Source organism: Pedobacter sp. B4419, from assembly GCF_059693725.1.
In genome coordinates this window covers 375,567-400,501 of sequence record NZ_JCASSL010000001.1, presented here as the reverse complement: position 1 = coordinate 400,501, position 24,935 = coordinate 375,567, and the positions used below count along the sequence as shown (strand labels likewise).

17 protein-coding genes are annotated in these 24,935 nt (G+C 42.4%); 6 read left to right on the top strand and 11 right to left on the bottom strand.

Going from position 1 to position 24,935, the window contains the following annotated elements; all coding sequences use genetic code 11:
• Window positions 1–57: 57 nt before the first annotated feature.
• From AC570H_RS01560 to AC570H_RS01545, 4 genes are all read right to left on the bottom strand, one after another.
• The gene (locus AC570H_RS01560; RefSeq protein ID WP_497351003.1) at window positions 58–2,367 is read right to left on the bottom strand and encodes a glycoside hydrolase family 65 protein; all 2,310 of its coding nucleotides are present in this window, start codon (window positions 2,365–2,367) and stop codon (window positions 58–60) included.
• 3 nt (window positions 2,368–2,370) lie between these two features.
• Window positions 2,371–3,021, bottom strand: coding sequence for a beta-phosphoglucomutase (pgmB, locus tag AC570H_RS01555; RefSeq protein WP_497351001.1), 651 nt, complete (start codon window positions 3,019–3,021; stop codon window positions 2,371–2,373).
• Between the two features lie 45 nt (window positions 3,022–3,066).
• On the bottom strand, window positions 3,067–4,911 hold the full coding sequence (locus AC570H_RS01550) for a glycoside hydrolase family 13 protein (RefSeq protein ID WP_497350999.1): 1,845 nt from the start codon (window positions 4,909–4,911) through the stop codon (window positions 3,067–3,069).
• Between the two features lie 132 nt (window positions 4,912–5,043).
• Complete coding sequence (locus tag AC570H_RS01545; protein ID WP_497350997.1) at window positions 5,044–7,962, bottom strand: TonB-dependent receptor; 2,919 nt, start codon at window positions 7,960–7,962, stop codon at window positions 5,044–5,046.
• A gap of 192 nt (window positions 7,963–8,154) precedes the next feature.
• Here AC570H_RS01545 and AC570H_RS01540 point away from each other — a divergent pair, with 192 nt between their 5' ends.
• Genes AC570H_RS01540 through AC570H_RS01530 form a run of 3 tightly spaced genes read left to right on the top strand, consistent with a single transcriptional unit; the run spans window position 8,155 to window position 11,954 of the window.
• A complete protein-coding gene (locus AC570H_RS01540) occupies window positions 8,155–10,587 on the top strand; it encodes a penicillin acylase family protein (RefSeq protein ID WP_497350995.1) in 2,433 nt (810 codons plus the stop codon).
• A gap of 3 nt (window positions 10,588–10,590) precedes the next feature.
• The gene (locus AC570H_RS01535) at window positions 10,591–10,941 is read left to right on the top strand and encodes a hypothetical protein (RefSeq protein ID WP_497350993.1); all 351 of its coding nucleotides are present in this window, start codon (window positions 10,591–10,593) and stop codon (window positions 10,939–10,941) included.
• An 11-nt stretch (window positions 10,942–10,952) separates the two neighbouring features.
• Window positions 10,953–11,954 (top strand): LuxE/PaaK family acyltransferase, encoded by a 1,002-nt coding sequence (locus AC570H_RS01530; protein WP_497350991.1) that lies wholly within the window; start codon window positions 10,953–10,955, stop codon window positions 11,952–11,954.
• 48 nt (window positions 11,955–12,002) lie between these two features.
• Here AC570H_RS01530 and tyrS read toward each other — a convergent pair whose 3' ends face one another.
• A complete protein-coding gene (gene tyrS, locus AC570H_RS01525; protein ID WP_497354889.1) occupies window positions 12,003–13,289 on the bottom strand; it encodes a tyrosine--tRNA ligase in 1,287 nt (428 codons plus the stop codon).
• Between the two features lie 58 nt (window positions 13,290–13,347).
• On the opposite strand from tyrS, the gene AC570H_RS01520 reads away from it, so the two are divergent.
• The 3 genes from AC570H_RS01520 (at window position 13,348) to dapA (ending at window position 17,122) form a co-directional block, all read left to right on the top strand.
• On the top strand, window positions 13,348–14,085 hold the full coding sequence (locus AC570H_RS01520) for an ACP phosphodiesterase (protein WP_497350989.1): 738 nt from the start codon (window positions 13,348–13,350) through the stop codon (window positions 14,083–14,085).
• Window positions 14,086–14,165: 80 nt separating this feature from the next.
• Window positions 14,166–16,172 carry an NAD-dependent DNA ligase LigA gene (ligA, locus tag AC570H_RS01515; RefSeq protein ID WP_497350987.1) on the top strand — a complete coding sequence of 669 codons (2,007 nt, stop codon included), beginning with the start codon at window positions 14,166–14,168 and terminating at the stop codon, window positions 16,170–16,172.
• A gap of 62 nt (window positions 16,173–16,234) precedes the next feature.
• A complete protein-coding gene (dapA, locus tag AC570H_RS01510; protein ID WP_497350985.1) occupies window positions 16,235–17,122 on the top strand; it encodes a 4-hydroxy-tetrahydrodipicolinate synthase in 888 nt (295 codons plus the stop codon).
• A gap of 313 nt (window positions 17,123–17,435) precedes the next feature.
• Here dapA and AC570H_RS01505 read toward each other — a convergent pair whose 3' ends face one another.
• The 6 genes from AC570H_RS01505 to murC form a co-directional block, all read right to left on the bottom strand.
• The gene (locus AC570H_RS01505) at window positions 17,436–17,612 is read right to left on the bottom strand and encodes a BF3379 family histone-like protein (protein WP_497350983.1); all 177 of its coding nucleotides are present in this window, start codon (window positions 17,610–17,612) and stop codon (window positions 17,436–17,438) included.
• 250 nt (window positions 17,613–17,862) lie between these two features.
• The gene (locus AC570H_RS01500) at window positions 17,863–19,107 is read right to left on the bottom strand and encodes an aminotransferase class I/II-fold pyridoxal phosphate-dependent enzyme (protein WP_497350981.1); all 1,245 of its coding nucleotides are present in this window, start codon (window positions 19,105–19,107) and stop codon (window positions 17,863–17,865) included.
• A 152-nt stretch (window positions 19,108–19,259) separates the two neighbouring features.
• The gene (ftsZ, locus tag AC570H_RS01495; RefSeq protein ID WP_497350979.1) at window positions 19,260–20,909 is read right to left on the bottom strand and encodes a cell division protein FtsZ; all 1,650 of its coding nucleotides are present in this window, start codon (window positions 20,907–20,909) and stop codon (window positions 19,260–19,262) included.
• Between the two features lie 128 nt (window positions 20,910–21,037).
• A complete protein-coding gene (gene ftsA / locus AC570H_RS01490; RefSeq protein ID WP_497350977.1) occupies window positions 21,038–22,393 on the bottom strand; it encodes a cell division protein FtsA in 1,356 nt (451 codons plus the stop codon).
• A gap of 29 nt (window positions 22,394–22,422) precedes the next feature.
• Window positions 22,423–23,544 carry a cell division protein FtsQ/DivIB gene (locus AC570H_RS01485; protein ID WP_497350975.1) on the bottom strand — a complete coding sequence of 374 codons (1,122 nt, stop codon included), beginning with the start codon at window positions 23,542–23,544 and terminating at the stop codon, window positions 22,423–22,425.
• Entirely contained in the window at window positions 23,537–24,889 is a 1,353-nt protein-coding gene (murC, locus tag AC570H_RS01480; protein WP_497350973.1) for a UDP-N-acetylmuramate--L-alanine ligase, read from the bottom strand. The genes AC570H_RS01485 and murC overlap by 8 nt, the downstream gene beginning before the upstream one ends.
• Window positions 24,890–24,935: the final 46 nt, after the last annotated feature.

The following is a 24,935-nucleotide window of genomic DNA, read 5'->3' as shown; positions in this document are numbered from 1 at the left end:
GTCCCCATAAGGACAAATGATGCGACTATTTTGACAACGTTTTTCAAGTGACTTGGTTTAAGTATTCAATTCTAAATTGCCGTTGGCCTCCAATTGATAAGCTTGGCCAAAAACATGAATGTTCAAGCCTGTATTGCTCTCATTTAGAAGCGTTATTTTTTTAGCGGCTACTTTTACGGTAACTACAGCCTGTCTGAAACCTATTTTAAAAGCATAGAAAGTCCATTTGTGGGGTAAAATCGGGTGCAGGTGCAATTGTCCTTCTCTAATGCGCATGCCACCGAAACCTTCTACCACACTTAGCCAGGTACCGGCCATAGAGGTAATGTGCAGGCCATCTTCGGTATCGTTGTTGTAGTCGTCTAAATCTAGGCGCGAGGTACGGAGGTAAAACTCATACGCGCGATCTAAATCACCTAGTTTAGCTGCAATAATGGCGTGTACGCAGGGCGACAAAGAACTCTCATGCACGGTACGGGGCTCGTAGAAATCATAGTTTCTTTTGATGGTTTCCAGGTCATAGTCTTCTTCAAAAAAGTAAATGCCTTGCAAAACATCGGCCTGCTTAATGAAACAAGACCTCAAAATCCTGTCCCAGCTCCATTTCTGGTTCAGTGGCCTATCGCTTGCCGGCAAGTCTTTTACCAGCACTTGTTCTTTATCTAAATATCCATCTTGTTGCAGGAAAATTCCCAGCTGCTCATCTACCGGATAAAACATTTGGTCGATGATTTCTTGCCAATGACTGGTTTCTTCCTGCTCCTTGAAATTGGTACTGGCAAATATTTCGGTTAGCCTAACAGGTTCAGTATTTTTTACCTCTTGGATGGCCTCAATGGTATATTTTAGGCACCATGTAGCAATCGTGCTGGTATACCAATTGTTGTTCACATTGTTTTCGTACTCGTTTGGTCCGGTTACGCCCAACATTACGTAGCGCTCTTTTTCAATGCTCCAGTTTACACGTTGGGCCCAGAAACGGGCAATGCCGATTAATACCTCCAAGCCATATTTGGCCAAGTATTTTTGCGCTCCGGTATAACGGATGTAATTAAAAATGGCGAAAGCAATGGCTCCGTTCCGGTGGATTTCTTCGAAGGTAATTTCCCATTCGTTATGGCATTCTTCCCCGTTCATGGTCACCATTGGATATAAGGCCGCACCATTTTTAAAGCCAAGCTTTGCTGCATTTTCAATGGCCTTGCCCAATTGCTTATGACGATAGATCAATAAATTTTCGGCCACCTGTTGTGGCGCAGTAGCCAAATAGAAAGGCAAACAATAGGCTTCGGTATCCCAATAAGTTGAACCGCCGTATTTTTCTCCGGTAAATCCTTTCGGACCAATATTCAAACGGGCATCTTCACCGGTATAGGTTTGGTGCAACTGAAAAATATTGAACCTGATGGCTTGTTGTGCAGCCACATCACCTTCAATTACCACGTCGCCATTTTGCCATTTAGTGGCCCAAGCTTCGGCTTGTTCCGTCTGCATCTGATCGAAGCCTTTAGCTGTTACTCTTTTCAACGTGGCAATAGCCGATTGTTCCAATTCGTCTTTGGCATAATTCTCTGAAGAAAGGTTAACCGCATACTTGTAAATCGTTGTGGTTTCACCCTTCTTAACCTCAACTATAAACTGTTGGGCTATGTGTTTTTCTTTGCTGATCAATTTTGGCTTTATGGCCAAAGCCTTCCCATTTTGATGGATTTCGGTATAAACTCCTGAACTTACCCAAAATTCGGTTTTCTTGGTTTCGAGGGTAAGCAGGGCAAAATCGCCAGCTTCGGTCTTGCTGATTTCGTTCCAGAACTTTTCATCATAGTTCGAATCCTGGTTCTTTACATCGCCATCCAAACTAGAGTCGATGGTAATTTTCCCATCAAAATTCTGTGGCGTGATGCTGTACCTGATGGCGCCTGCCTCGTCGTCAACAAGGCTACAGAAACGAACGGATTCAACTCCGAGAACGTTCCCGCTCTTGAGTTCGACAATAAATTTTCGGGTTAATGTACCCAATTGCATATCGAGTACGCGACTGAATTCCAGCACTTTTGCGGTATTCAAATCCAACTCTTCACCATTAACATTAATGCGGATGCCTATCCAATTGGTTGCATTCAAAACTTTGGCAAAATATTCTGGATAACCGTTTTTCCACCAGCCCACGCGGGTTTTATCGGGATAATAAACACCAGCAACATAATTGCCCTGCAGCGTTTCTCCGGTGTAGGTTTCTTCAAAATTGGCGCGTTGGCCCATGCGGCCGTTTCCTATGCTAAAAATACTTTCAGAAATCTTATTCAAATGAGGGTCAAACCCCTCCTCAATGATCTGCCATTCCTGATGTTTGATATAATTCTTCATAGATTATAAATTCTCTAATTTTTCTAAAGTCATCTCAAATAAACCTGCCACTACTACATCCGCTTCTTTTAGTACATCGGCCTGGCCAATGCCCACAGCCTTCATTCCTCCAGCTTTTGCGGCTTGCACACCTGCAATGGCATCTTCAAAAACCACACATTCGTTAGGTAGCACCTTTAGCTCTTCGGCACCCATCAGAAAAACTTCCGGATCTGGTTTCGATTTGCTTACCTTATTGCCATCAACCAAAACATCAAAAAGATCGGTAATGCCAACCTGACGCAAAATGGTTTCAGAGTTTTTGCTAGCCGATCCCAGCGCCGTTAAATACTGATTGGCTTTCACCAGTTCTAAAAACTCTTTAGCACCGGGCAGAATCTCTTGAGGCGTCATTTTGGTGATCATCTCCACATACCATTCATTTTTTAGCGTGGCCAGTTCCTGCATTTCTGCATCGCTTTTGCTTATGCCACCCCAATTTAGTATTATTTTTAAAGAGTCTATCCTACTAATTCCTTTTAGCTCTTCATTTTGTGTTTCTGTAAAATCGAAGCCCAACTGATTAGCCAATCGGCGCCAAGCTTTATAATGGTACACGGCGGTATCAACAATTACCCCATCGAGGTCGAAAATACAGGCTTTTAGTTTAGGCATATTTTTCAGTATATGATTGTTTTTAGCGGTTATAAAGCGATGGTTTTATTGGAGTTCAAATATATAAGTTGTTTTGGCAGGTAGCTGTATTTTATCAATCGGATTTTTTTGTCCGGTAATAATGTTCAACAAATTTTGATGCGTGCCTATGCGTTCGGCGAAACGTGCAGTCGCTAGGGTTTCTGCCTGTTCGTTGCTATTCATGACCACCATTACCGTTTTTTGGCTATCATACCTGAAATAAACATAAATGCCTTTTTCAGGCACAAATTGCATCAATTTACCTGTTTGCAACACCGAATTGTTCTTCCGGTAATTGGCCAGTTTCTTTACAAAATCAAAAGCTTCGTTTTCTTTTTCGTTCCTGCCCGAAGCCACAAACTTATTCACTTTATCTGTTGGCCAGCCTCCCGGGAAATCTTCGCGTACCAAGCCATCGGGATTTGAAAAATTCTTCATCAGAATTTCTGTTCCATAATACATTTGGGGGATTCCGCGGAGTGACAGCAACAAAATAATACCCGATTTAAACTTGTCAAAATCTTCACCTATTACAGAATAAAACCTGCTGATGTCATGGTTGTCTAAAAACAAAACATTTCGCGTAGGGTCCTTGTACTGATAATCACTCGCCAATGCTGTGTATAGCCTATTCACGCCGTCAGTCCACCCAAATTTACCGTTTAAAGCTTCATTGATGGCGAAATACACCTGAAAATCGGTTACGCCCTGCAAGCCCGTATCAAAATGCTGATTAACCGTACTGCCTTCGGTAAAAAACACCTGATTAGGGATTCCGTTTACCCAAGTCTCCCCGAAGAAAGTAAATTTTGGAAATTCTCTGGTAATGGCTTTTGCCCATTCGGCCATAAAAACCTTATCGTTATAGGCATAAGTATCGAGCCTAAAACCATCAAGCCCTGCATATTCGATCCACCAGATATGGCTTTGGGTAATGTAGGTCTTAACCAAGGGGTTTTGCTGATCTACGTCAGGCATATGGCGATCAAACCAGCCATCGGTCATTAATTTGCGATCGGCCTTTGAGGCATAGGGATCGAACAAGGTTTGGTCTTTGTAGGTCGTTCCGGTATATTTTGGCCATTGGTGAAACCAGTTTTTGGCCGGTGGATCTAAAAATAGGAAATGCTGGTCGCCAATATGGTTGTGCACCAAATCTTTGATCATTTTCATTCCCCTTTGGTGGCACTCATCTGCCAGTTTTTTATAAAGCTGATTGGTACCGAACCTGCGGTCTACCCTATAGTTTTCGGTAGCGGCATAACCATGATACGAGGTTCTGTATTCATCGTTTTCCAATACGGGATTAAGCCAAAGCGCAGTTACACCTAAATCCTGCAGGTAAGGCAAGCGATTTATAATACCCTGTAAATCGCCACCATGCCTGTAATATATCGAATCGCGACTAAAGCGTTGATCTTTCATCCCCTTGATCTCATCGTTGTTGGCATCGCCATTGGCAAAGCGATCTGGCATAATGAGGTAGATGAAATCCTTGCTGCTAACGCCTGAAGTCTGATTAGTCCTTGCTTGCAGTTCATAGCTATATTTCAGCGCAGTTTTTCCTTTTTCGTTAAAGCTGATTTCGAATTTTCCAGGTTTTGTATTGGGGGCAATAGACAGGTTAACAAAGAGATAGTTTGGGTTGTCTACCTTTTGTATCCCAACCAGTTTAACGCCAGCATAAGCACTCAGGCTAACCGTCTTTTTGCCAATTTGCTCTCCTCTTACCAGTAATTGCAAGGACGGATTTTTAAATCCTACCCACCAGTTGGCAGGTTCTATGCGCTCCAGGGCCGGAAGCTGTGCGAATACCGATACAGCCGGTACGAGCAACAAAAGCAAAAAGAAGACAGACTTTTTAATCATTAGTACAAGCTATGGTTAACGCAACTAAAGTGTTAATTTTTATATTAAAACCAAAGTATTTTACAAAATAATATATGGCAAACAAAAAAGCCTCCCGAAAATCGGAAGGCTTTTCTAATCAAATATAATCTACTATGGATTAAACGTAAATGATAAATAGTACAAAGCTCCAACTTCTGGATTACCAAAAGAAGTGGTGTAATATTTATTCAAGATGTTTGAACCGCCTAGTTTAACCATAGATTTTACCGAAGGTATTTTCAGGTTAACCTGTGCATCGAAAGTAGAATAGGCTGGCACTTCTCCTGTGGCAAAAGTAGAATTCCACAAGAACTTATCTTGCCAACGATATTGTACGTTGAAACCAAAGTTTTTAACGATTTCCCTGCTGCCTAAGCCCAAGTTAAATCTCCACTCTGGCGTATTGAAGTTGTTATCAAAATTAGCTGGCAAATCGCTCAGTTTGTTATACGAAGTATTACCGTTGAAATTGAATTTACCTACTTGGTAATCTAAACCAATAGCAGCGCCCCAAGCTTTCACTTCTTCAGCTACGTTTACAGGAACACTGAATTTCACAGCGGTTGTAGTTGGGTTTTGATAAAGGTTAACACCACTGATAAAATCTTTATAGATGTTATAGTAAACGTAAGTATCAATCAACAAGCTCTTGGTAGCCAATCCTTTATAACCTATCTCGAAAGATTTAACACTCTCTGGGCGTAAGCCTTCGGCATCGAAAGTATAAGCTTGCAGCAATGCAGGATTTGGTGTACCACCGGCTACTGAGGCCAAGAAAGCTCTATAGCTGGCTTCGGTTACTCCTTTATTGGTATTCAAACCGTATTTGTTGATTGACTCTGGCAAACCACCGATTAAACGGGTTGAGCCACCACCTACTGCCAAGTCAATGTATTGATCTTGAGTAGTTGGATTACGGTAACCAGTTTGGAACGAAGCCCTGATGTTATTGTTAGGCGCTACAGTCCACACTCCAGTTACACGAGGGGTTAACCTGCCTTCAAAGTTTTTGCTCTTGTCATAACGACCGGCAACGGTTACTTTAAATTTTTCGCCGAATTTCTTGCCTAACTGAGCAAATGCACCATACTCATCGATGGTAATATCGCGGGTAGCATCATCGAAAATGGTACCGTCAGAATGCAAGAAGTAATCACGGTAAGAAGCGCCAACCTGCAATTCTACCACGTTGTTGAACAAGCTAGAGAAGTTGTACATACCTTCATAGTGATACAAATTGGTTTTATCGTTAAACTTGGCGCCGTTAGCTGGGCCAATGGTTTTAGAGGTGATGGCTGCTTTAGCAGTTTCGTAACCTGGGGTACCTGGCACCAAACGGCCAATATCTGCCTGCGATCTAGCAAAAGCTTGAGCTGCAGCATCAGGCTGGCCAGCTTGGCGAGCTGCAGAATAATTGCCAATGTATTGTGCGTACCAGCCAGAAAGGCCTCCAGAAGGCTTCCAAGCTTCGTTGATGAAAGTACCTAGAATAGTAGCATTGTAGGCATCTCCAGAGCGCTCTTGTGTAGTATAAGCTCTCACAAAGAAATCTTGGCCTTTCAATTCTAATTTATACTGACCAATTTTGAAATTCCTTAAAGAATAACGGTCTGTACCGGTATAAACCGAAGTACCTGTTCCCCAATTGGCTTGCGCAATGGCTTCGATGGTATTGGTAAATTTGTAATGCAACGAAGTTGATGTTTTTAAAGATTTAGTATCATAATCCACCAAATCGCTCTCGGCATAACCCGTTCTCGACACAAATTGGTTAGGCAATAAGCCTGGTACCCTTAAACCTACATAAAATGGCAAATAGCTTTGTATGGTTGGCCTCAAAGCTGCTGGGAAGAAACCTAAAACGGCAGCTTGTTGGGCTGCAGACGGAGCTGTACCTGGCGCAACGCCCATTAAACCAAATGCACCATTCAATGAAGTCTGGATATTCGGAATAGCGCCACCGCTTGCCGCATTCACTCCGGCAATAATTCCGGCATTTAATGATTGTGTAACGTTGATCATGTTTTGGCTGATCTCATCGCCATAAACGTTTACGCCGTCATAGTTAGGATCAGTACTTCTATTGCCACCTTTTAACTGGCGAGCAACGCGATCAAAGTTTCTGGTATCTGTCGCAGCCCAATCTTTAGCCTGCAAGAACGAGAATGAGGTTTTGAAACCAAATTTATTGTTCCATGATTTGGCCATGCGTACATCTAATTGTTTAAATTCTTGAACGCCTTGAGAAGTTTGGTCATCATTCACATGGTTGATCCCTGTTTTATACTGGAAACTGGCACCTTGATACTGATAAGGATTTTTAGAAGTCATTAACAAAGTACCATTGGTACCACCGGCACCATATAAGGCCGAAGCTGCACCTGGCAAAAGTTCTACATTGTCTACGTCCAGTTCAGAAAGCCCCACGATATTACCTACCGAGAAGTTAAGGCCTGGCGCCTGGTTGTCCATTCCATCAATATATTGATTGAAACGCACGTTGCCATTGGCATTGAAACCACGTGTATTAACCGATTTGAAGGTTAAACTCTGTGTGCTCATCTCTACGCCTTTGAGGTTATTGATGGCATCATAAAATGAAGGAGCAGGAATCTCTTTTAAAGCAGCCGAACTGATACGCTCTACCGATACCGGAGATTCTAAAATTCTTTCTGGCGTTCTAGATGCAGAAATAACTACCTCTTGGCCCAATATTACGCCACTTTCCAATTCGAAAGAAAGGTTGGCAGTATTACCGGCCACTTCTCTTTCAACAGAAGCAAAGCCTACATAAGAAACTAAAAGCGTAAAAGGAGGCTTTTCAGTGGTGGTAAAAGAAAATTGGCCTTTTGCATCGGTAGAAGAACCAACTGTTTTTCCCTTAATCGTAACACTAACACCAGGGATCGGCTCTTTGGTGGCCTTGTCTGTAACTGTGCCACTGACCACTATGCTTTGTGCATATGCTCCAACTCCAGTTGCCAGCAATATGAAAAGCATCAAAATGATTTTTGTAGAGAGTTTATTCATACTTAAGTAGTTTATATTTGTTTATCACATAAACTTAATACAAATTTTCTTACTAACAAATTCTATTCTGTAGAAAATTTACTTCGCAAAATCTAATTTGATTGCAATCGAATTTATTTTTATATGTAAATTGCAGGCTAAGTTTCTACCGATGAAACACAAACAAACCAAATAACCCCTTAGCCCACAGCAATGAAGAAAGTAAAAGCCCTTATCTGTGTCATTATACCCATTTTATTAGCCTACGTTTTTAATACCAAATTTGGCGATACCCCTCCAGTTCTTAAATTTTTAAATCCATTTACAGGTTTTTGGCAAAATGCCGAAAGCAATATCGTAACGGCCAATAAAAAAATTGCACTCAAGGGCGCTAAGGATAAGATAGACATCCTTTTCGACGACCGCATGATCCCCCACGTATTTGCGCAAAACGACCATGACTTATATTATGCACAAGGCTATGTAACCGCTATGCATCGCCTGTGGCAAATGGATTTCCAAACCAGGTTTGCTGCCGGACGCATCTCTGAAGTAGTGGGCAAAAAAGCCATAGAGGTTGACCGCTACCAGCGCCGGATGGGGATGGTATATGGCGCCGAAAACTCTTTAAAAGGAATGATGGCCGATCCGAAAGCCAAAGAAATGATCTTGGCTTATACCGAAGGTATTAATGCCTATATCCACTCTTTATCTAGAGCAAACCTGCCACTCGAATATAAACTGCTTGATTTTAAGCCCGAAGATTGGACACCGATCAAATGCGCCCTGTTGCTCAAACAAATGTCGGCCGTATTGGCCATGGGCTCAGACGAATTTTACATGACCAATATCCTTAAAAAGTTTGGTCCCGAAGTAACCAAGGATTTGTTTCCAGATTATCCGTTCAAAGAAGACCCTATCATTCCGGTAGGCACCAAATGGGATTTTACGCCATTGCCAATCCCAAAAACGCCCAACGCCTTTACCGAAATGATGAGCAGCAATATCAAAACCAAGCAAAAGGAAGAAGGCATTGGCAGCAATAACTGGGCAGTTTCTGGCGCTAAAACAGCATCGGGCTATCCTATTTTAGCTAACGATCCACACTTAGACCTTACTTTGCCTTCTATCTGGTACCAAATTCAATTGCATGCCCCTGGCGTAAATGCCTATGGTGTTTCCTTGCCGGGAGCTCCTGGAATTATCATTGGCTTTAATAAGAACATTGCTTGGGGAGTAACCAATGTGGCGGCAGATGTGCTCGATTTCTATCAAGTTAAATTTCAAGACAACACCCACAAAAACTATTGGTACAACAATGCCTGGAAAGCAACCAAGCCAAGATACGAACAAATAAAAATCAAAGGTTCGCCCACCGAAATAGACACGGTTTACTATACCCACCATGGTCCTGTAGTTTATTTCAGCAAACCTAACTATAGCAAGGCCGCTAACGTTCCTGTAGGAAGTGCGCTTCGCTGGATAGCACATGAAGAATCAAACGAGCTCATGACTTTCTATTACCTCAACCGAGGCAAAAATTATGCTGATTATAGAAAAGCACTTACTTTTTATACTGCGCCGGCACAAAATTTTGTATTTGCCAGTGCAGACAACGATATCGCAATTACGCCAAATGGCAAATTTCCATTGAAATGGAAAGACCAGGGCAAGTTTATCTTAGATGGATCCGATCCCTCAAACGATTGGCAGGGCTGGATACCTGCAAATCAAAACCCTACAGTTAAAAATCCACCAAGAAATTTTGTAAGCTCGGCTAACCAGTCTTCTACAGATCCGTCTTATCCTTATTACATCAATTGGGAATTTTCGCCCTATGAACGTGGCAAGCGCATCAACGATAGGCTGACCGTAATGACCAAAGCTACGGTTGACAGCATGCGCAACCTGCAAAGCGATTCCTACAGCATTACTGCACAAAACCTATTGCCATCGGTACTGCCGTTGATCAATGTGGGCCAGCTCAATGCTACACAAAAAGAAGCTTTCAACTACATTGGCAAATGGAACAAGTTTTTCGAAGCCAAATCGGTCGCGGCCAGCGTGTTTGATCTTTGGCTAAAGCGATTGGATTACGACATCTGGGATGATGAATTTACCATTGCCGATATGCCAATGCGCCATCCATCGAGAGACCGCACCATTGAACTGATCCAAAAAGATCCTAATTCTAAATGGTTCGACAATATCAAAACCAGTCAAAAGGAAACCTTGGCCGATTTAGTGAACGAATCGTTCAAATTTGCCTGCGACAGCTTGGAAAGAAAATACGGTCCGATTGGCAAGAACTGGGCCTGGGCCAACGTTAAAGGCTCTAACGTGCCTCATTTGGCTAAAATTCCGGGCTTTGGTTCTAAAAAACTATTGATCGGTGGTGCCAAAAGTACAGTGAATGCCTTAAGTGAAACCAATGGCCCGTCATGGCGCATGGTGATCGAATTGGGCAAAATGCCTAAAGGCCATGGTGTTTATCCTGGCGGACAATCGGGCAATCCTGGCAGTCCGTTCTACGATAACATGATCGATACTTGGGCACAAGGCAAACTCTATGATCTTTTCTTTATGCAAAGTACCGATGATCGTTCTGGCAAAATAATTTCACACTACAAAATCTCTAAAAAATAAGACATGGTTTTTATCGTCATCATTATAGTTTCTTTCCTATTGCAAATGGTAATGCCTTGGTGGGTGATTATCGTTATTTCGTTCGCTACCTGTGGCTTGATCGGCAAAACAGGAAGAATATCCTTCTGGCAGCCTTTTTTGGCCATTTTAGTATTATGGACAGGCATGGCCTTGCTCAAAAGCTTCCCTAACCACCATGTATTGGCCACACGCGTTGCCGAAATGATTGGGGTAAAGCTTTGGCCCATTGTATTAGCCGTAACGGCTCTGTTGGGTGGTTTAGTGGCTGGAATTAGTGGCTATTGCGGCCACCATTTCAGAAAAACGCTCATCAGCATGAAAACCAAGGCATAGATTTAAATTCTTTGTACTTTTGCGAAGTGAATACTCCTCATCCTGCGCAAATATTTGCTATTGATAACGAAACAGCATTTGAGCAAAATGCTTTGGCCGTTTTCAGGCACCAAGCTGAGCATTGTGCCGTGTATCGTGATTATATCCGTTACCTAAACATTGTTCCTACGGCCATCAACAGTTACCTGCAAATTCCGTTTTTGCCCATCAGCTTTTTTAAGAGCCATGAGGTGTTGAGCACAAACGCTACGCCTGAAATTGTATTTAGCAGCTCTGGCACCACTGGACAAACTACAAGCAAGCATTTGGTAAGCGATGTAAAGATTTACGAACAAAGCTTTAACCTGGCTTTTCAGCAGTTTTATGGCAAGCCGAAAGACATTTGTATTTTGGCATTGCTTCCATCCTACCTAGAGCGGGAAGGTTCATCACTGATCTACATGGTTGATGACCTGTTGCAACAAAGCCAACATCCTAAAAGTGGCTATTTCTTGCATGACCTGGAAACGCTTTACAACACTTTATTAGCAGTTAAAGCCAGCAGGCAAAAAACCATTTTGATTGGTGTTACCTATGCCCTACTCGATTTTGTAGAAAGTTTTCAATTGGATTTTCCTGAACTCATCGTGATGGAAACCGGAGGCATGAAGGGCAAGCGAAAAGAGATGGTGAGGGAAGAACTTCACCAGATTTTAACTGCAGGCTTTGGAGTAAGTCATATCCACAGCGAATATGGCATGACCGAATTGCTATCTCAAGGCTACTCTTATGGTAACGGTATTTTTAACTGTCCGCCTTGGATGAAGATTTTGCTGAGAGATACCCTAGATCCCTTAAGCCTGTTGGTCAACAAGCAAAGCGGTGGTATAAATGTAATCGATTTGGCCAATATCAATTCCTGTTCTTTTATTGCTACGCAAGATTTAGGCAGGATCTATCCAGATGGAAGCTTTGAGGTATTAGGCCGTTTTGACAATGCTGATATCCGAGGATGCAATTTGTTGGTACAATAAAAATCCCATGTTTTTTCAAACACGGGATCGCTCAATATATTTTAAAAACTAGCCTGCAATAATCAAGAAGTAGTTTCTTTTGCCTTTTTGAACAATGATAAATTGATCGTTGATTAAATCTGCAGTGGTATATTGTGTCGATGGCTCAGCTATTTTAACCTTGTTGATGCTCAATCCGCCACCCTGAACCGTTTTTTTCACTTCGCCTTTCGATGGGAAAATAGTGGTTTTCTCGGCCAATAAACTTGCGGCGTCAATACCTTCGGCCAGTTCGGCTTTCGAAATATTAAATTGGGGAACACCTTCGAACATTTCCAATACGCTTTTTGCATCCAAGGTTTGCAGGAAAGCCAAATCGCCATTGCCAAACAAGAATTCAGAAGTTTTGATAGCTGCTTCTAAGGCTTCAACAGAATGGGCCCTCACGGTAATATCTTCGGCCAAAGCTTTTTGCAAAATGCGCAAATGTGGCGCAGCATCATGTTCCTGTTCTAGCTTTTCAATTTCTTCTTGATTTTTCAGCGTAAAGATCCTGATCCAAGATTTCACATCGCTATCAGAAGAATTTAACCAGAATTGGTAGAATTTATAAGGTGATGTTTTCTCTGCATCCAACCATACCGCACCACTTTCGGTCTTGCCAAATTTGGTTCCATCTGCTTTTTTGATCAGTTGGGTAGTAATGGCATAAGCTGTACCGCCATCTTTCCTTCTGATCAGTTCGGTGCCGGTAACAATATTGCCCCATTGGTCTGAACCGCCCATTTGTAGCGTACAGTTATGGTTTTTCCATAAATAGTAAAAATCATAGCCTTGCACCAACTGGTAGCTAAATTCGGTGAATGACATTCCTGTATCGCCTTCTAACCTCTTTTTCACGCTGTCTTTGGCCATCATGTAGTTGACGGTGATGTGCTTGCCTACATCGCGAATAAAATCGAGGAAGCTGATGTTTTGGAACCAATCTCCGTTGTTTACCATTTGGGCAGCATTTGAGCCTTCACCAAATTCCAAAAAGCGACCCAATTGTATTTTCAGTTGGGTAAGGTTGTGGTTTAAAACTTCAGGGGTCAACAAATTTCGCTCTGCCGATTTGCCAGAAGGATCGCCCACCATGCCTGTAGCGCCACCAACCAATGCAAAAGGCTTATGGCCTGCGCGCTGAAAGTGGATCAGGGTCATGATTTGGGTCAAGTGCCCTACATGCAATGAATCTGCAGTTGGATCAAAGCCAATATATCCGGCACACATGCCTTCGTTTAACTTTTCCTCGGTATTGGGCATGATATCATGCAACATTCCTCTCCAGCGTAATTCATCAACAAAATTTGTCATCATCTACTATTTTAGCCTGCAAAGATAATTTTTTAAGCCTAATTTTCTTTGGCAAAAAATGACATTTGTTCAGTTAGATGCGATTTCGCTTTCTGCCCAGAAAAACTATCTTTACGAGATGAACTTTCTTTCGCATTACTATTTCGACCGAAACAGCTCCAGCGAAAACCTGGTGCTAGGCACGGTATTGCCCGATTTGGTAAAGAATGCGCATAAAGATTGGAACTTCTATCCCCAGAAAAAAGAAGAGCTATTCATTAGCGACGAACAATTGAACGAACTACTGAAAGGCTGGAAAAAACACCTGGCCGTCGACGCCATTTTTCATTCTTCCGAGTTTTTCCAAACAGAAACCGCTAAGCTCAAACAGCTGCTGCTGCCCATACTTGATGACAGCCCAGTACGTCCTTCTTTTTTGGCACACATCGGCCTGGAACTTTTGCTCGATCACCTGCTGGTCGACAATCGAACCATCGATATCAACTCGTTTTACGATCATTTGGAAAAGGTAAAAGATGAGGTACTGCTCCATTTCCTCCAACAATGTGGCTGTACAGATACCGACAGATTTTTTAGCTTTTTCAACAGCTTTAAATCGAGCAGATATTTGTTGAGCTATCAGAAATTGGAAAACATCAGCTATGCCCTGCAAAGGATCTGCATGCGCTTATGGGCCCATCCATTTACTGAGGAGACTGTTGCCTTGCTCACCAAGCAATTGGAAATTTACAAGGTGATGCTCGAAAAAAACTACCTTTCTATATTTGAGGATATTGAAAAGAGGCTGAAAGTGTAAAGCGACTTGCACTTAGCGTTTTGCAAGATGCCCACAAATCTCATTTCTTACATCTCAATACTAATAATTATATTTGTTTCATGTCGATTTTTGCGGTAAAAGAACAAATGGATGCCTTGGCAGCAGAGCTGAACCAGCATACCTACAATTATTATGTACTGGCCATGCCTACCATAGCCGATTACGAGTTTGACAAGAAACTAGAAGAATTGGCCAAGCTGGAGAAAGAATACCCTGAATATGCCGACCCCAACTCTCCTACGCAGAAAGTGGGTGGCGATATTACCAAGAACTTCGTTACCGTACAGCATCGCTGGCCGATGCTCTCTTTGGGCAATACCTATAATGAGCAAGACCTGCGCGATTTTGATGAGCGCGTAAGAAAAGCCATTGGCGATAACTTTCAATATGTTTGCGAGCTCAAATTTGATGGACTTTCGATGAGCCTCACTTATGAAAATGGCGTTTTGGCCAGAGCCGTTACCCGTGGCGACGGTACGCAGGGCGACGATGTAACCACCAATATCAAAACCATCCATACCATTCCACACCGTTTAAGCGGAGCAGATGTTCCTGCGGTTTTTGAGATCAGAGGCGAAGTTTTTATGCACCGCGCCGCTTTTGAGCGCTTGAATAGAGAACGTGAAGAACTGGGCGAAGTAACTTATGCCAATCCGCGGAACTTTGCAGCCGGCACCGTAAAAATGCAGGATTCGAAAGAAGTACGCAAACGTCCGCTAGACTGTTTCCTTTATGCTTTTTATAGCGATAAACAATTATTCAAAACGCACTGGGAAAGTTTGGAAACCGTAAAGAAATGGGGCTTCCATGTTTCGGAGCACAGCCGTTTGGTATCGAATATTGATGACGTGCTTGCTTTTATCTCCCATTGGGAAAACGAGCGCTTTAAACTCAGCTATGATATCGATGGCATTGTAATCAAGGTAAACAGCTATGCCCAGCAACAGGAATTAGGTTTCACTTCTAAATCACCCCGTTGGGCCATTTCTTATAAATACAAAGCAGCCGAAGTACAAACCGTCCTCGAGAAAGTAACCTATCAGGTAGGCCGAACCGGAGCGGTAACCCCTGTAGCCAACCTTAAGCCGGTTGTGTTGGCGGGCACTACGGTAAAAAGGGCAACCCTGCACAATGCAGATGAAATCAAGAGGCTTGACCTGCACGAACAAGATACCGTATATGTTGAAAAAGGTGGCGAGATCATTCCGAAAATCATTAAGGTTAACCTAGAAAAAAGAGTTTCAGCAGTTCCAATCGAATATACTACTACTTGCCCAGAATGCGGAACCGAATTGATCAGAAAAGAAGGCGAAGTGGCTTTCTACTGTCCGAATGATGAGGGCTGTCCGCCACAAATTGTAGGCAAGATCCAGCATTTTATTGGCCGCAAGGCGATGAATATTGATGGTTTGGGCGACGAGACCATCGAAACCTTTTATCAAAGAGGATTAGTTTCCCACATCAGTGATCTGTATACTTTGCACGAAAAAGCAACCGAACTAAAAGCCATTGAACGCTTTGGTGAAAAATCTATAGACAACATGCTTAAAGGTATTGAAGCTTCTAAACAGATGCCCTTCGAAAAGCTGTTGTTTGGTTTGGGCATTCGCTATGTAGGCGAAACGGTAGCTAGGAAATTGGCACGTGGCGTAAAGAATATAGATACCTTGGCCCAGGCTTCTGTAGAAGAACTAACTGCAATTGACGAAATTGGCCAGCGTATTGCCGAAAGCATTCAGGAATACTTCAGCAATGCCGAACATTTACAGCAAATAGCGCTTTTAAAAGCCGCTGGACTACAGTTTGAGGTGCAAGAAATTACAATAACACTCCAAAGTGACAAATTAAATGGAAAAACATTCGTAATTTCGGGTGTTTTTGAAAAACATAGTCGAGAAGAGCTCAAAGCGATCATAGAAGAGAACGGAGGAAAGATCTTGAGTGGCATTTCTGCCAAATTAGATTACCTGGTTGCCGGCGATAACATGGGACCGTCAAAACTCGAAAAGGCCAAAAAATTAAATGTGCCATTGATCAGCGATGATGAATTGTTGGCTATGCTTTAAAATTAAGCTATTAACGTGTCAGGTTCAATCTTGATACTAAATACTTTTATACTAATTAAATAATGAACAAATTTCACGGAACTGGTGTGGCCTTGGTTACACCTTTTAACACAGACGGAACGGTTGATTATCAGGGTTTAAAAAAACTGATCAATCACTTGGTTGATGGAGGTATAGACTACCTTGTATCATTAGGTACAACAGGCGAAACAGCCACATTGAGCAAGGACGAGAAGAAGAAGGTGTGGGATTTTACCGCTGAAATTAACGATGGCCGTTTGCCACTGGTCGCAGGCATTGGTGGCAACGATACGCAGACCATAGCCGAAGCCATTAAATCTTTTGAAAACAACCAATACAGTGCCGTACTTTCGGTAAGTCCTTACTATAACAAACCGACACAAGAAGGCATTTATCAGCACTACAAATATTTGAGCGAGCTCAGCGCATTGCCAATCATGCTCTACAATGTACCTGGCCGTACGGGAAGCAATATGAGTCCTGAAACCACTTGTAGGCTGGCTCACGATTTTAAAAACATCATAGCAACCAAAGAGGCATCAGGCAGTTTTGACCAGTTCAACCAGATCATGCGCGATAAGCCTGCAGATTTTCTTTTGATTTCTGGAGACGACCCTATCGCCTTACCTATGATTTCGATCGGAGCAGTAGGCGTAATCTCTGTAGTGGGAAATGCCTTGCCTCAACAATTGTCGAGCATGACCAGACTAGCCTTGCAGGGCGATTACAAAGCAGCTTTGCCCATCCACTTGAGCTTGTTGGAAATCACCAGACTAATGTTTGCAGAAGGCAATCCTGCTGGTGTTAAAGCAGTTTTAAAACAGTTAAACATCTGTGGCGACGATGTGCGCCTGCCATTGGTTAGAGCTACAGATGGGCTAAATAAAAGCCTTGCACAACAGGTAGAAAACTTACTTAGTTTAGCCTAAATTGTTGACGTCTCGGCCAACAATCGAACCATGAAAAAAGAGAAGTTTCTTCATAAGGAGCTTCTCTTTTTTTTATGATAGGACCTTACAGTATGGTCCTGGTTGGTGTATCACCAAGCAGTAGATAATAACTACAACTATTTTCGCAGATTGCAAATCCGCAGCTGCCAAGGTCGAGATGGCACATCCCGACCAACAGAGGTTAAAACCGGTCCCGCTATCGCACCTGGGTCATTGCTGCTATTTGAAAAGTTATTGCACAAAAAAAGCGCCTTGGTTATGGGCGCTTTTCCTTTTCGACAAATGCTTAAAATTAAGCTTTGTTTTTAGTGTCTTGGATCTCTAAACGAATGCTTTGAGCTAAGTTTTTAAGATCTTGCATACCTTTACGTACACGAGTACCAGCAGCACTGTTAGATTTGTTGTAGAATTTGTCAGCATCAGCTTCTAAAGCTGCAACTAGTGCTTTTACTTCGTTAAATTTTTTCATTTTTAAATTACTCCTTTTAGTTTTTTTTAAGGTTTTGATTAATACTCTCTTACTAAAGTAAGATGTTTATTCTAATAAAAAAACTTTTGCAACAATAAAAAAAGGCTTTCAGAGCGGTTTTTTTCCACATTTCGAAGGGTTATGAACAAAGCCACAGTCCTTAAAAATAGCTATCGCATTGATTCACAGATAATTAAATAAATATGTAAAAAAAATGCCCTCTAATGTGCATTGAGGGCATTTTTTGTTTTTATTCAGTTGCCGAGAACTTATTTTCTTTATAGTAGCCTTTTTTCAGCTTTTCAGCTACCTCGCTAAAGGCATCCAAGGTTCTTTGTACATCTTCCATCGTATGTACGGCTGTTGGGATCAGCCTCAGCTCGATCATCCCTTTGGGTATTACCGGATAAACCACGATTGAACAGAAAATTCCGTAGTTTTCGCGCAAATCCATAGTTAAAGCAGTGGCTTCTAATAGCTCACCTTTTAAAAACACCGGAGTAACTACCGTATTGGTCACGCCAATATCGAAACCACGATCCTTCAAGCCTTGCTGCAAGGTTGTAGCTACCTTCCATAGCTTCTCTCTCAGCTCCGGGTTGTTTTTTAACAGCTCTAAACGTTTCAACAAACCAATTACCATTGGCATTGGCAATGCTTTGGCAAATGTTTGAGAACGCATGTTATACCTGAAATAGTTGGTCAATTCTTCTGTAGAAGCCACAAATGCACCGATACCCGCCATAGATTTGGCGAAGGTTGCAAAGTAAACATCTACTCCATCAATACAATTTTGGGCTTCGTGTGTACCTGCGCCGGTCTCTCCCATGGTGCCAAAACCATGCGCATCGTCGATGAGCAAACGGAAATTGAACTCTTTTTTCAAATCGATCAATTCTTTTAGTTTGCCTTGTGCGCCCGACATGCCGAAAACGCCTTCGGTAATTACCAAAATACCGCCACCAGTTTGTTCAACCAATTTGCTCGCTCTTTCTAATTGTTTGCGGGCATCTTCAATATTATTGTGTTTGTAAACAAAACGCTTACCCATGTGCAGCCTCAAGCCATCTACGATACAAGCATGAGATTCGCCATCATAAACTACAACATCGTTTCTATCTAATAAGGCATCGATAATTGATACCATGCCTTGGTAACCAAAGTTCAACAAAAAAGCATCGGGCTTGCCCACAAACGCGGCTAACTCCTGCTCTAATTGTTCGTGGTATTTAGAGTTTCCCGACATCATACGGGCTCCCATTGGGTAGGCCATACCAAAATCAGTTGCACCTTGCTCGTCAGCTTTCCTTACTTCTGGGTGGTTAGCCAAGCCTAAATAATTGTTTAAGCTCCAAACCAAATGTTCTTTTCCCCTGAAATTCATATGTGGTGCAATTTCTCCTTCTAGTTTTGGGAAAGAGAAATATCCGTGAGACCATTTCTGGTGTTGCCCGATTGGGCCCATCCGCTTCGCTACTTTTTCAAAAATATCCAATGTAATATATTTTAATGTGATAGAGTTTTTAATAATTCGGCAAATTTACGCTTAAAATACCTATTTAACAACGGGTTAAGCCTAATTAAAAGGCAAAAAAAAGCCTTAGCAATAATTATTTGCTAAGGCCGATCTATTATGATTTTGGTCTATTAGTCAACGTTATCGTGTAGAAAAGAGTTGTTAGGCCTAATTTCAGTCGTTCCATCTTCGTCATTGCTCAAGGTAAACCTCGATACTTGCGATTCTGACGAATGTTGGATTTGTTGCAATTGCATCTGTTTGCGTTTGTAGGCAGGTTCGTTTTCCAGTTCCTGCAAACCATTAGTGGTACGCAATTTCATGCTCAAATCTTTTAGCCTTAAGATTCTCTCTTTCGATTTTCTTAACTGCTCTTCGATAGAGTCATCATTTTTATCGTCGTCTGCTCCTACTACCGGTTCTGGTGCAATAGGCTCAGGTGCAACAATTTCTTCTTGCTCTAATTGAGCCACCGGCGTTTCGAAAACAAAATCAGTCTCCGCCAATTTTACTTCAAATTCAAAGCCTGGCTCTTGTGGCTGGGCTTCGGCCACTGGCGCTTTTTCTTCTTCTACCAATTGGTGGATGATGGTTACATCTTCAACTTCATTGGTAACGGTTGGTCTGTTCATGTTAAACAAATCGCCAAACAGATCAGATTGCTTAGGCTCGTCCTGAACTTTCAATACTGGCTCATCGCTTACTGGAGCAGGTTTCGCCTCAATAAAAGAGTTCACAGGCTCAACTGGTCTTACCAAAGGCGCTTCTTCAGGCGTTAATAAAGAAATCTTTTTAACGTTCTGTCTGTCTTTAGCCCTTTGCTCTGTAGTTTGGAAACCAGTAGCAATAATAGTTACGGAAAGCTTGTCTTCCAGGTTTTCGTCGATACAGTTACCCCAGATCAAATCGGCAGATAAACCTGCTTTATCCTGAATGTAATCCGTAATGATCGTTACTTCGTCCATGGTTACTTCACGCACACCAGAACTGATATTCAATAAGATGTATCTTGCACCTTCAATTTCGTTGTCTTTTAACAATGGTGAGGCCAAAGCACCTTCTACAGCTGCCAAAGCGCGATTTTCGCCCTCGGCTGCATGGCTACCCATGATAGATACGCCACTGTCTTTCATCACCGTGCGCACATCTTTAAAATCCACGTTGATATAGCCTGGTACCGTAATGATCTCTGCAATTCCTTTGGCCGCGGTAGTTAAAATGTCATCTGCCTGCGCAAAAGCCGAGCCTAAGGTTAAGTTGCCGAATATTTCGCGCAACCTGTCATTAGAGATCACCAAATATGAATCTACATACTTTTTCAATTCGTCCAAACCATCGTCTGCCTGCATTTTACGTCTCTTGCCTTCGAAGGCGAAAGGCGTAGTAATGATAGCTACAGTAAGGATATCGAGTTCTTTAGCTGCTTGGGCAATAATCGGACTGGCACCTGTTCCGGTACCACCGCCCATACCCGCAGTAATGAAAAGCATTTTAGTGGTGCTGCCCAACATGGCCTTGATGTCGTCTATGTTTTCGATAGCCGAATTTTTGCCTACTTCTGGAATAGAGCCAGCTCCCATACCTTCTGTCAGGCTAGAGCCTAACTGTACTTTATTGGGGATTGGACTAAATTCTAAAGCTTGTGCATCGGTGTTACAGATAATAAAGTCTACACCCGTAATTCCTTGACGGTACATATGGTTTACCGCATTACCTCCACCGCCACCAACACCAATAACTTTGATAATTGATGACTTATCTTTTAACATTTCGAACTTCATATCGTTATGAATCAGTTGTTTAAAAAATTATATTCTCTGTTCATCTCTTTTGTAATATTAACACTTTTTTAACAGTCGTTTTCCACAACTGTTAACTATGTGGAAAAATCCCGAATTGTGGAAAAATATTACGGCTTAATGTAATCTTCGTCGCTCACGTTCATGTCGTCTTTGATAAATTCTGTCGTTTTCCTCAACAATTTATCAAATAAGCCGCCACTGCGCTTCGCTTTTTCTTTAGTTACCGGCTGTTCTACATAAACGCCTGGCTGCTTCATTTCTTCTAATAATTCTTCTGCTTTTTGAATTCCTTTGATCAGCAAGCCCACACTGGTTGCATACATTGGGCTCTTCAAATCATCGTAAATGGTTTTTGGCATTTCTTCATATTTAGACAAGTGCTCGTTAGGATAACCCACACGGCAATCTAAACCAGTCACATACTCAACCAATTGGTTCAAGTGCTTTAACAAGGCGCCACCACCGGTAATTACTACGCCACCGATCAGTTTTTTCTCGTAGCCAGAAGATTTGATTTCATAGTAAACGTGCTCAACGATTTCTTCCATACGGGCCTGGATTACATACGCCAAGTTTTTTACCGAAATTTCTTTAGGCTCCCTGCCACGTAGGCCAGGTACACAAATGATTTCGTTCTCTTTATTTTCTTCTGCCAATGCCGAGCCAAAGCGGGTTTTTAACAACTCTGCCTGGTTGCGCATTACAGAACAGCCTTCTCTGATGTCTTCGGTAACGCTGTTGCCCCCAAATGGGATTACAGCCGTGTGGCGAATAATGCCTTCGTGGAAAATAGCGATATCTGTAGTACCGCCACCAATATCTACCAAGCAAACGCCTGCTTCTTTCTCTTCGTCGCTCAACACCGACTCTGAGGAAGCCAAAGGCTCTAAAATAAGCTCTTGGGTTTGCAAACCTGCATTGGTTACGCAACGCATGATATTTTTAACGGCAGTCACCTGACCTGAAATGATATGGAAATTGGCTTCTAGGCGTACGCCGGCCATACCAATCGGATCTTTAATACCCGGTTCGTTATCAATAGTAAACTCTTGAGGCAATACATGGATAATCTCTTCGCCAGGGGGCATTACCAGCTTGAACATATCATCTATTAACTTATCAATATCTTTTTTGCTGATTTCGCTGTTCAGTTCCCTGCGGGTTAAAATACCGCGATGCTGCAAACTCTTGATGTGCTGCCCCGCAATACCCACGTTAACCACCCTGATTTCGACATTCGATTGGCTGCTGGCCAACTCTGTAGCCGCGGCAATGCCCTGTACCGTTTTTTGGATGTTGGAAACCACACCACGGGTAACTCCCGCCGATTCGGCTTTGCCAATGCCCAAAACCTCAATTTTATCGTGCTGCGTCCTGCGTCCTACAATAGCACAAATTTTCGTTGTACCAATATCTAATCCTACTACGATTGGAGATTGAATGGTAGATTTATCTTTGCCCATAACTATATGATTTTGTTGAGTTTACTTACTTATTTATTCTTCTTGGTATCCGTCTTCTCTTTTGTTGTTGTGCCCTGCTTTGGCTTTTCTTTGGCTGTTGTTGCCGTATTTATTTTGGCAGGCACAGTACTTGTTTTTGCTTTCTCTGTTGTCGGCTTCTCTTTTTCTTTAGTTGCCGTTGCAGGTTTGTTTGCTGCAGCTGCAACTGGTTTTGGCACAGTCGGCTTTGGCGTAACCGGTTTTGCCGTTTGTTCTTCCGCCGTGGCTTTTTTAATTTCTTCCTGTATAGAATTTCTCAACAGGGAATCGCTGGCTTTGCTAGTTGCAGTTACTGTACTGTCTGCTACTACAGGTTTTGCCTTTTTGATCGCCAGCGAATCATATTTTTCACATACGATCTGATTGGTATATTTAAGGTTGATCGTTTTATACACGTTCCATCCTACGGTAGGCATAGCCTGTTTGTAAAATGCCAACAGGTTATTCATTTTGGTTTCTAGCGAATCGGCATTGCCCAAAATAATCCGCTGGTTGCCTACCCGAGGCACTAATTCGATGTCGCTCTTATCGTTTACGAATATTTGTTCAACTTGTGCATCCCACAGCGTATCTTTTTTCATGTACAATGCGGTTTTGTACAGATCTTTACCCATTGGAGTGAGCAAAGTATCTACCTTGCCGCTAAATCCTTCTAAAATATTACCAGAAGCCACCAAAACGTTGGCCGTAAAATTTGGCGACATTGGCATTTTCAAGCCGTTGCTGTCAATATAATAATCCTGGCCACCGGCATTCAGCACTCTCAATACAGGCTGGCGTTGTTTAATGGCTACCTGCAACACCCCATCCATATCTACAAAAACCTTGGCAAATGCGATATAGGGATTGGCTTTTAGGGCTTCTTCTATATCGTGGATATTGATCTGCTCGAGGTTACGTCCTACCAGCTGGCCTTGTCCTAGTTTTAAAATGGCGTCTATCTCTTCTCGCTCGATGAAATTATCAGCGCCAGGGATCAATATTTCGACTTTGGAGCATTTTACCTCGCGTTTTTTGATCGTAATAAAACTCATGAGCACCACCACGCCTGCCAGGCAAACTAGCCAGGCAAACCCCTTAAATATCGCTTTCCAATTTATATTGCTAAGCATGGCTCAAGGCATTTTTTAATGGTTCTACCAAAGTATCAATGTCGCCTGCACCTACTGTCAAAAGTAGTTCAGGTTTTTTATTCTTTATCTGTTGCACCGCCAAATCTTTTCCACAGATCTCTTTTACCGGAGCGGTGATTTTATCTAGCAATAACTGCGAATTCACTCCAGCAATTGGCAATTCCCGTGCCGGATAAATTTCAAGGAGCATTACTTCATCGGCAGTGCTTAAAACTTTTGCAAATTCATCGGCAAAATCGCGTGTGCGACTAAACAGATGGGGTTGAAACATTACCGTTAGCTTCTTGTTGGGATGCAATTGCCTTACGGCATCAAAGCAAGCCCTTAACTCTTCAGGGTGATGCGCATAATCATCTATATAAATATGCGCCGGTGTATTTACAATGGTTTCGAACCTGCGTTTTACGCCTTTAAATGTTCCAACTGCTTTTTTTACCGATTTTGGACTAATACCCAAGCTCAATGCCACACCGATTGCCACCGTTGCGTTTTCTACGTTATGTTTACCCGGCATAGCCAAACTGATGTCTATAATGGTATTATAGCCATCCTCGAAATCGAACACAAAGTTTCCGTTTTCTACACGGATATTTGTTGCCCTGATTGCCGAATCTGTTGTTGCGCTATAGGTAATGCCTTCTAAAGGCAAACCGTCTTTAACAAAAAGCTTACCGTTTTCTTTCAATTGCTGCGCAAACAGGCGAAAAGATTCCTGCAGGTGGCTTTCATCACCGTAAATATCCAAATGGTCGGCATCCATCGAAGTAATTACAGATATGTCTGGATGCAAGGTGAGGAAAGAACGATCGTATTCGTCTGCCTCTACCACTACCACATTGTTTTTGCCAAAAAGCACGTTGCTGTTGTAGTTGGTGGTAATTCCACCCAAAAATGCAGTACAGCCAAAGCCTGTATCAGTTAAGATATGCGCCACCATAGACGAGGTAGTGGTTTTGCCATGCGTACCTGCCACGGCTACACAGAACATGCCTTCGCTGATGATACCTAGTACTTCTGAGCGTTTCTTCAAGCTAAACCCTTTGGCTTTAAAGTACTGGAGGATATTCGAATCTTTTGGTATGGCTGGCGTATACACGATTAGCGTATCGTCATGCTTGTCGTGAAAACAAACCGATACCGACGATTCTTCGTCGAGATAAGAAATCAGGATACCCTCGTGTTCTAGGGCAATGGTGAGATTGGTACGGGTTTTATCATAGCCACAAACCACCACGCCACGTTTGGCAAAATAACGTGCAAGTGCACTCATACCGATCCCGCCGATACCCACAAAATACACCCTATTTATATTTGCCAATTCCATTTTCTTTGTTGGTTAGTTATGAGTTGGTTAGTTATTTCGTTTTTCG

Bases quoted from the DNA above. Each gene is read 5' to 3' on its own strand.
- AC570H_RS01505 (WP_497350983.1), bottom strand. From the start codon at position 17,612: ATGAAAAAATTTAACGAAGTAAAAGCACTAGTTGCAGCTTTAGAAGCT.
- murC (WP_497350973.1), bottom strand. From the start codon at position 24,889: ATGGAATTGGCAAATATAAATAGGGTGTATTTTGTGGGTATCGGCGGG.
- AC570H_RS01540 (WP_497350995.1), top strand. From the start codon at position 8,155: ATGAAGAAAGTAAAAGCCCTTATCTGTGTCATTATACCCATTTTATTA.
- ftsZ (WP_497350979.1), bottom strand. From the start codon at position 20,909: ATGAAGTTCGAAATGTTAAAAGATAAGTCATCAATTATCAAAGTTATT.
- AC570H_RS01520 (WP_497350989.1), top strand. From the start codon at position 13,348: ATGACATTTGTTCAGTTAGATGCGATTTCGCTTTCTGCCCAGAAAAAC.
- AC570H_RS01545 (WP_497350997.1), bottom strand. From the start codon at position 7,962: ATGAATAAACTCTCTACAAAAATCATTTTGATGCTTTTCATATTGCTG.
- dapA (WP_497350985.1), top strand. From the start codon at position 16,235: ATGAACAAATTTCACGGAACTGGTGTGGCCTTGGTTACACCTTTTAAC.
- AC570H_RS01560 (WP_497351003.1), bottom strand. From the start codon at position 2,367: ATGAAGAATTATATCAAACATCAGGAATGGCAGATCATTGAGGAGGGG.
- AC570H_RS01550 (WP_497350999.1), bottom strand. From the start codon at position 4,911: ATGATTAAAAAGTCTGTCTTCTTTTTGCTTTTGTTGCTCGTACCGGCT.
- tyrS (WP_497354889.1), bottom strand. From the start codon at position 13,289: ATGACAAATTTTGTTGATGAATTACGCTGGAGAGGAATGTTGCATGAT.
- pgmB (WP_497351001.1), bottom strand. From the start codon at position 3,021: ATGCCTAAACTAAAAGCCTGTATTTTCGACCTCGATGGGGTAATTGTT.
- ftsA (WP_497350977.1), bottom strand. From the start codon at position 22,393: ATGGGCAAAGATAAATCTACCATTCAATCTCCAATCGTAGTAGGATTA.
- ligA (WP_497350987.1), top strand. From the start codon at position 14,166: ATGTCGATTTTTGCGGTAAAAGAACAAATGGATGCCTTGGCAGCAGAG.
- AC570H_RS01485 (WP_497350975.1), bottom strand. From the start codon at position 23,544: ATGCTTAGCAATATAAATTGGAAAGCGATATTTAAGGGGTTTGCCTGG.
- AC570H_RS01535 (WP_497350993.1), top strand. From the start codon at position 10,591: ATGGTTTTTATCGTCATCATTATAGTTTCTTTCCTATTGCAAATGGTA.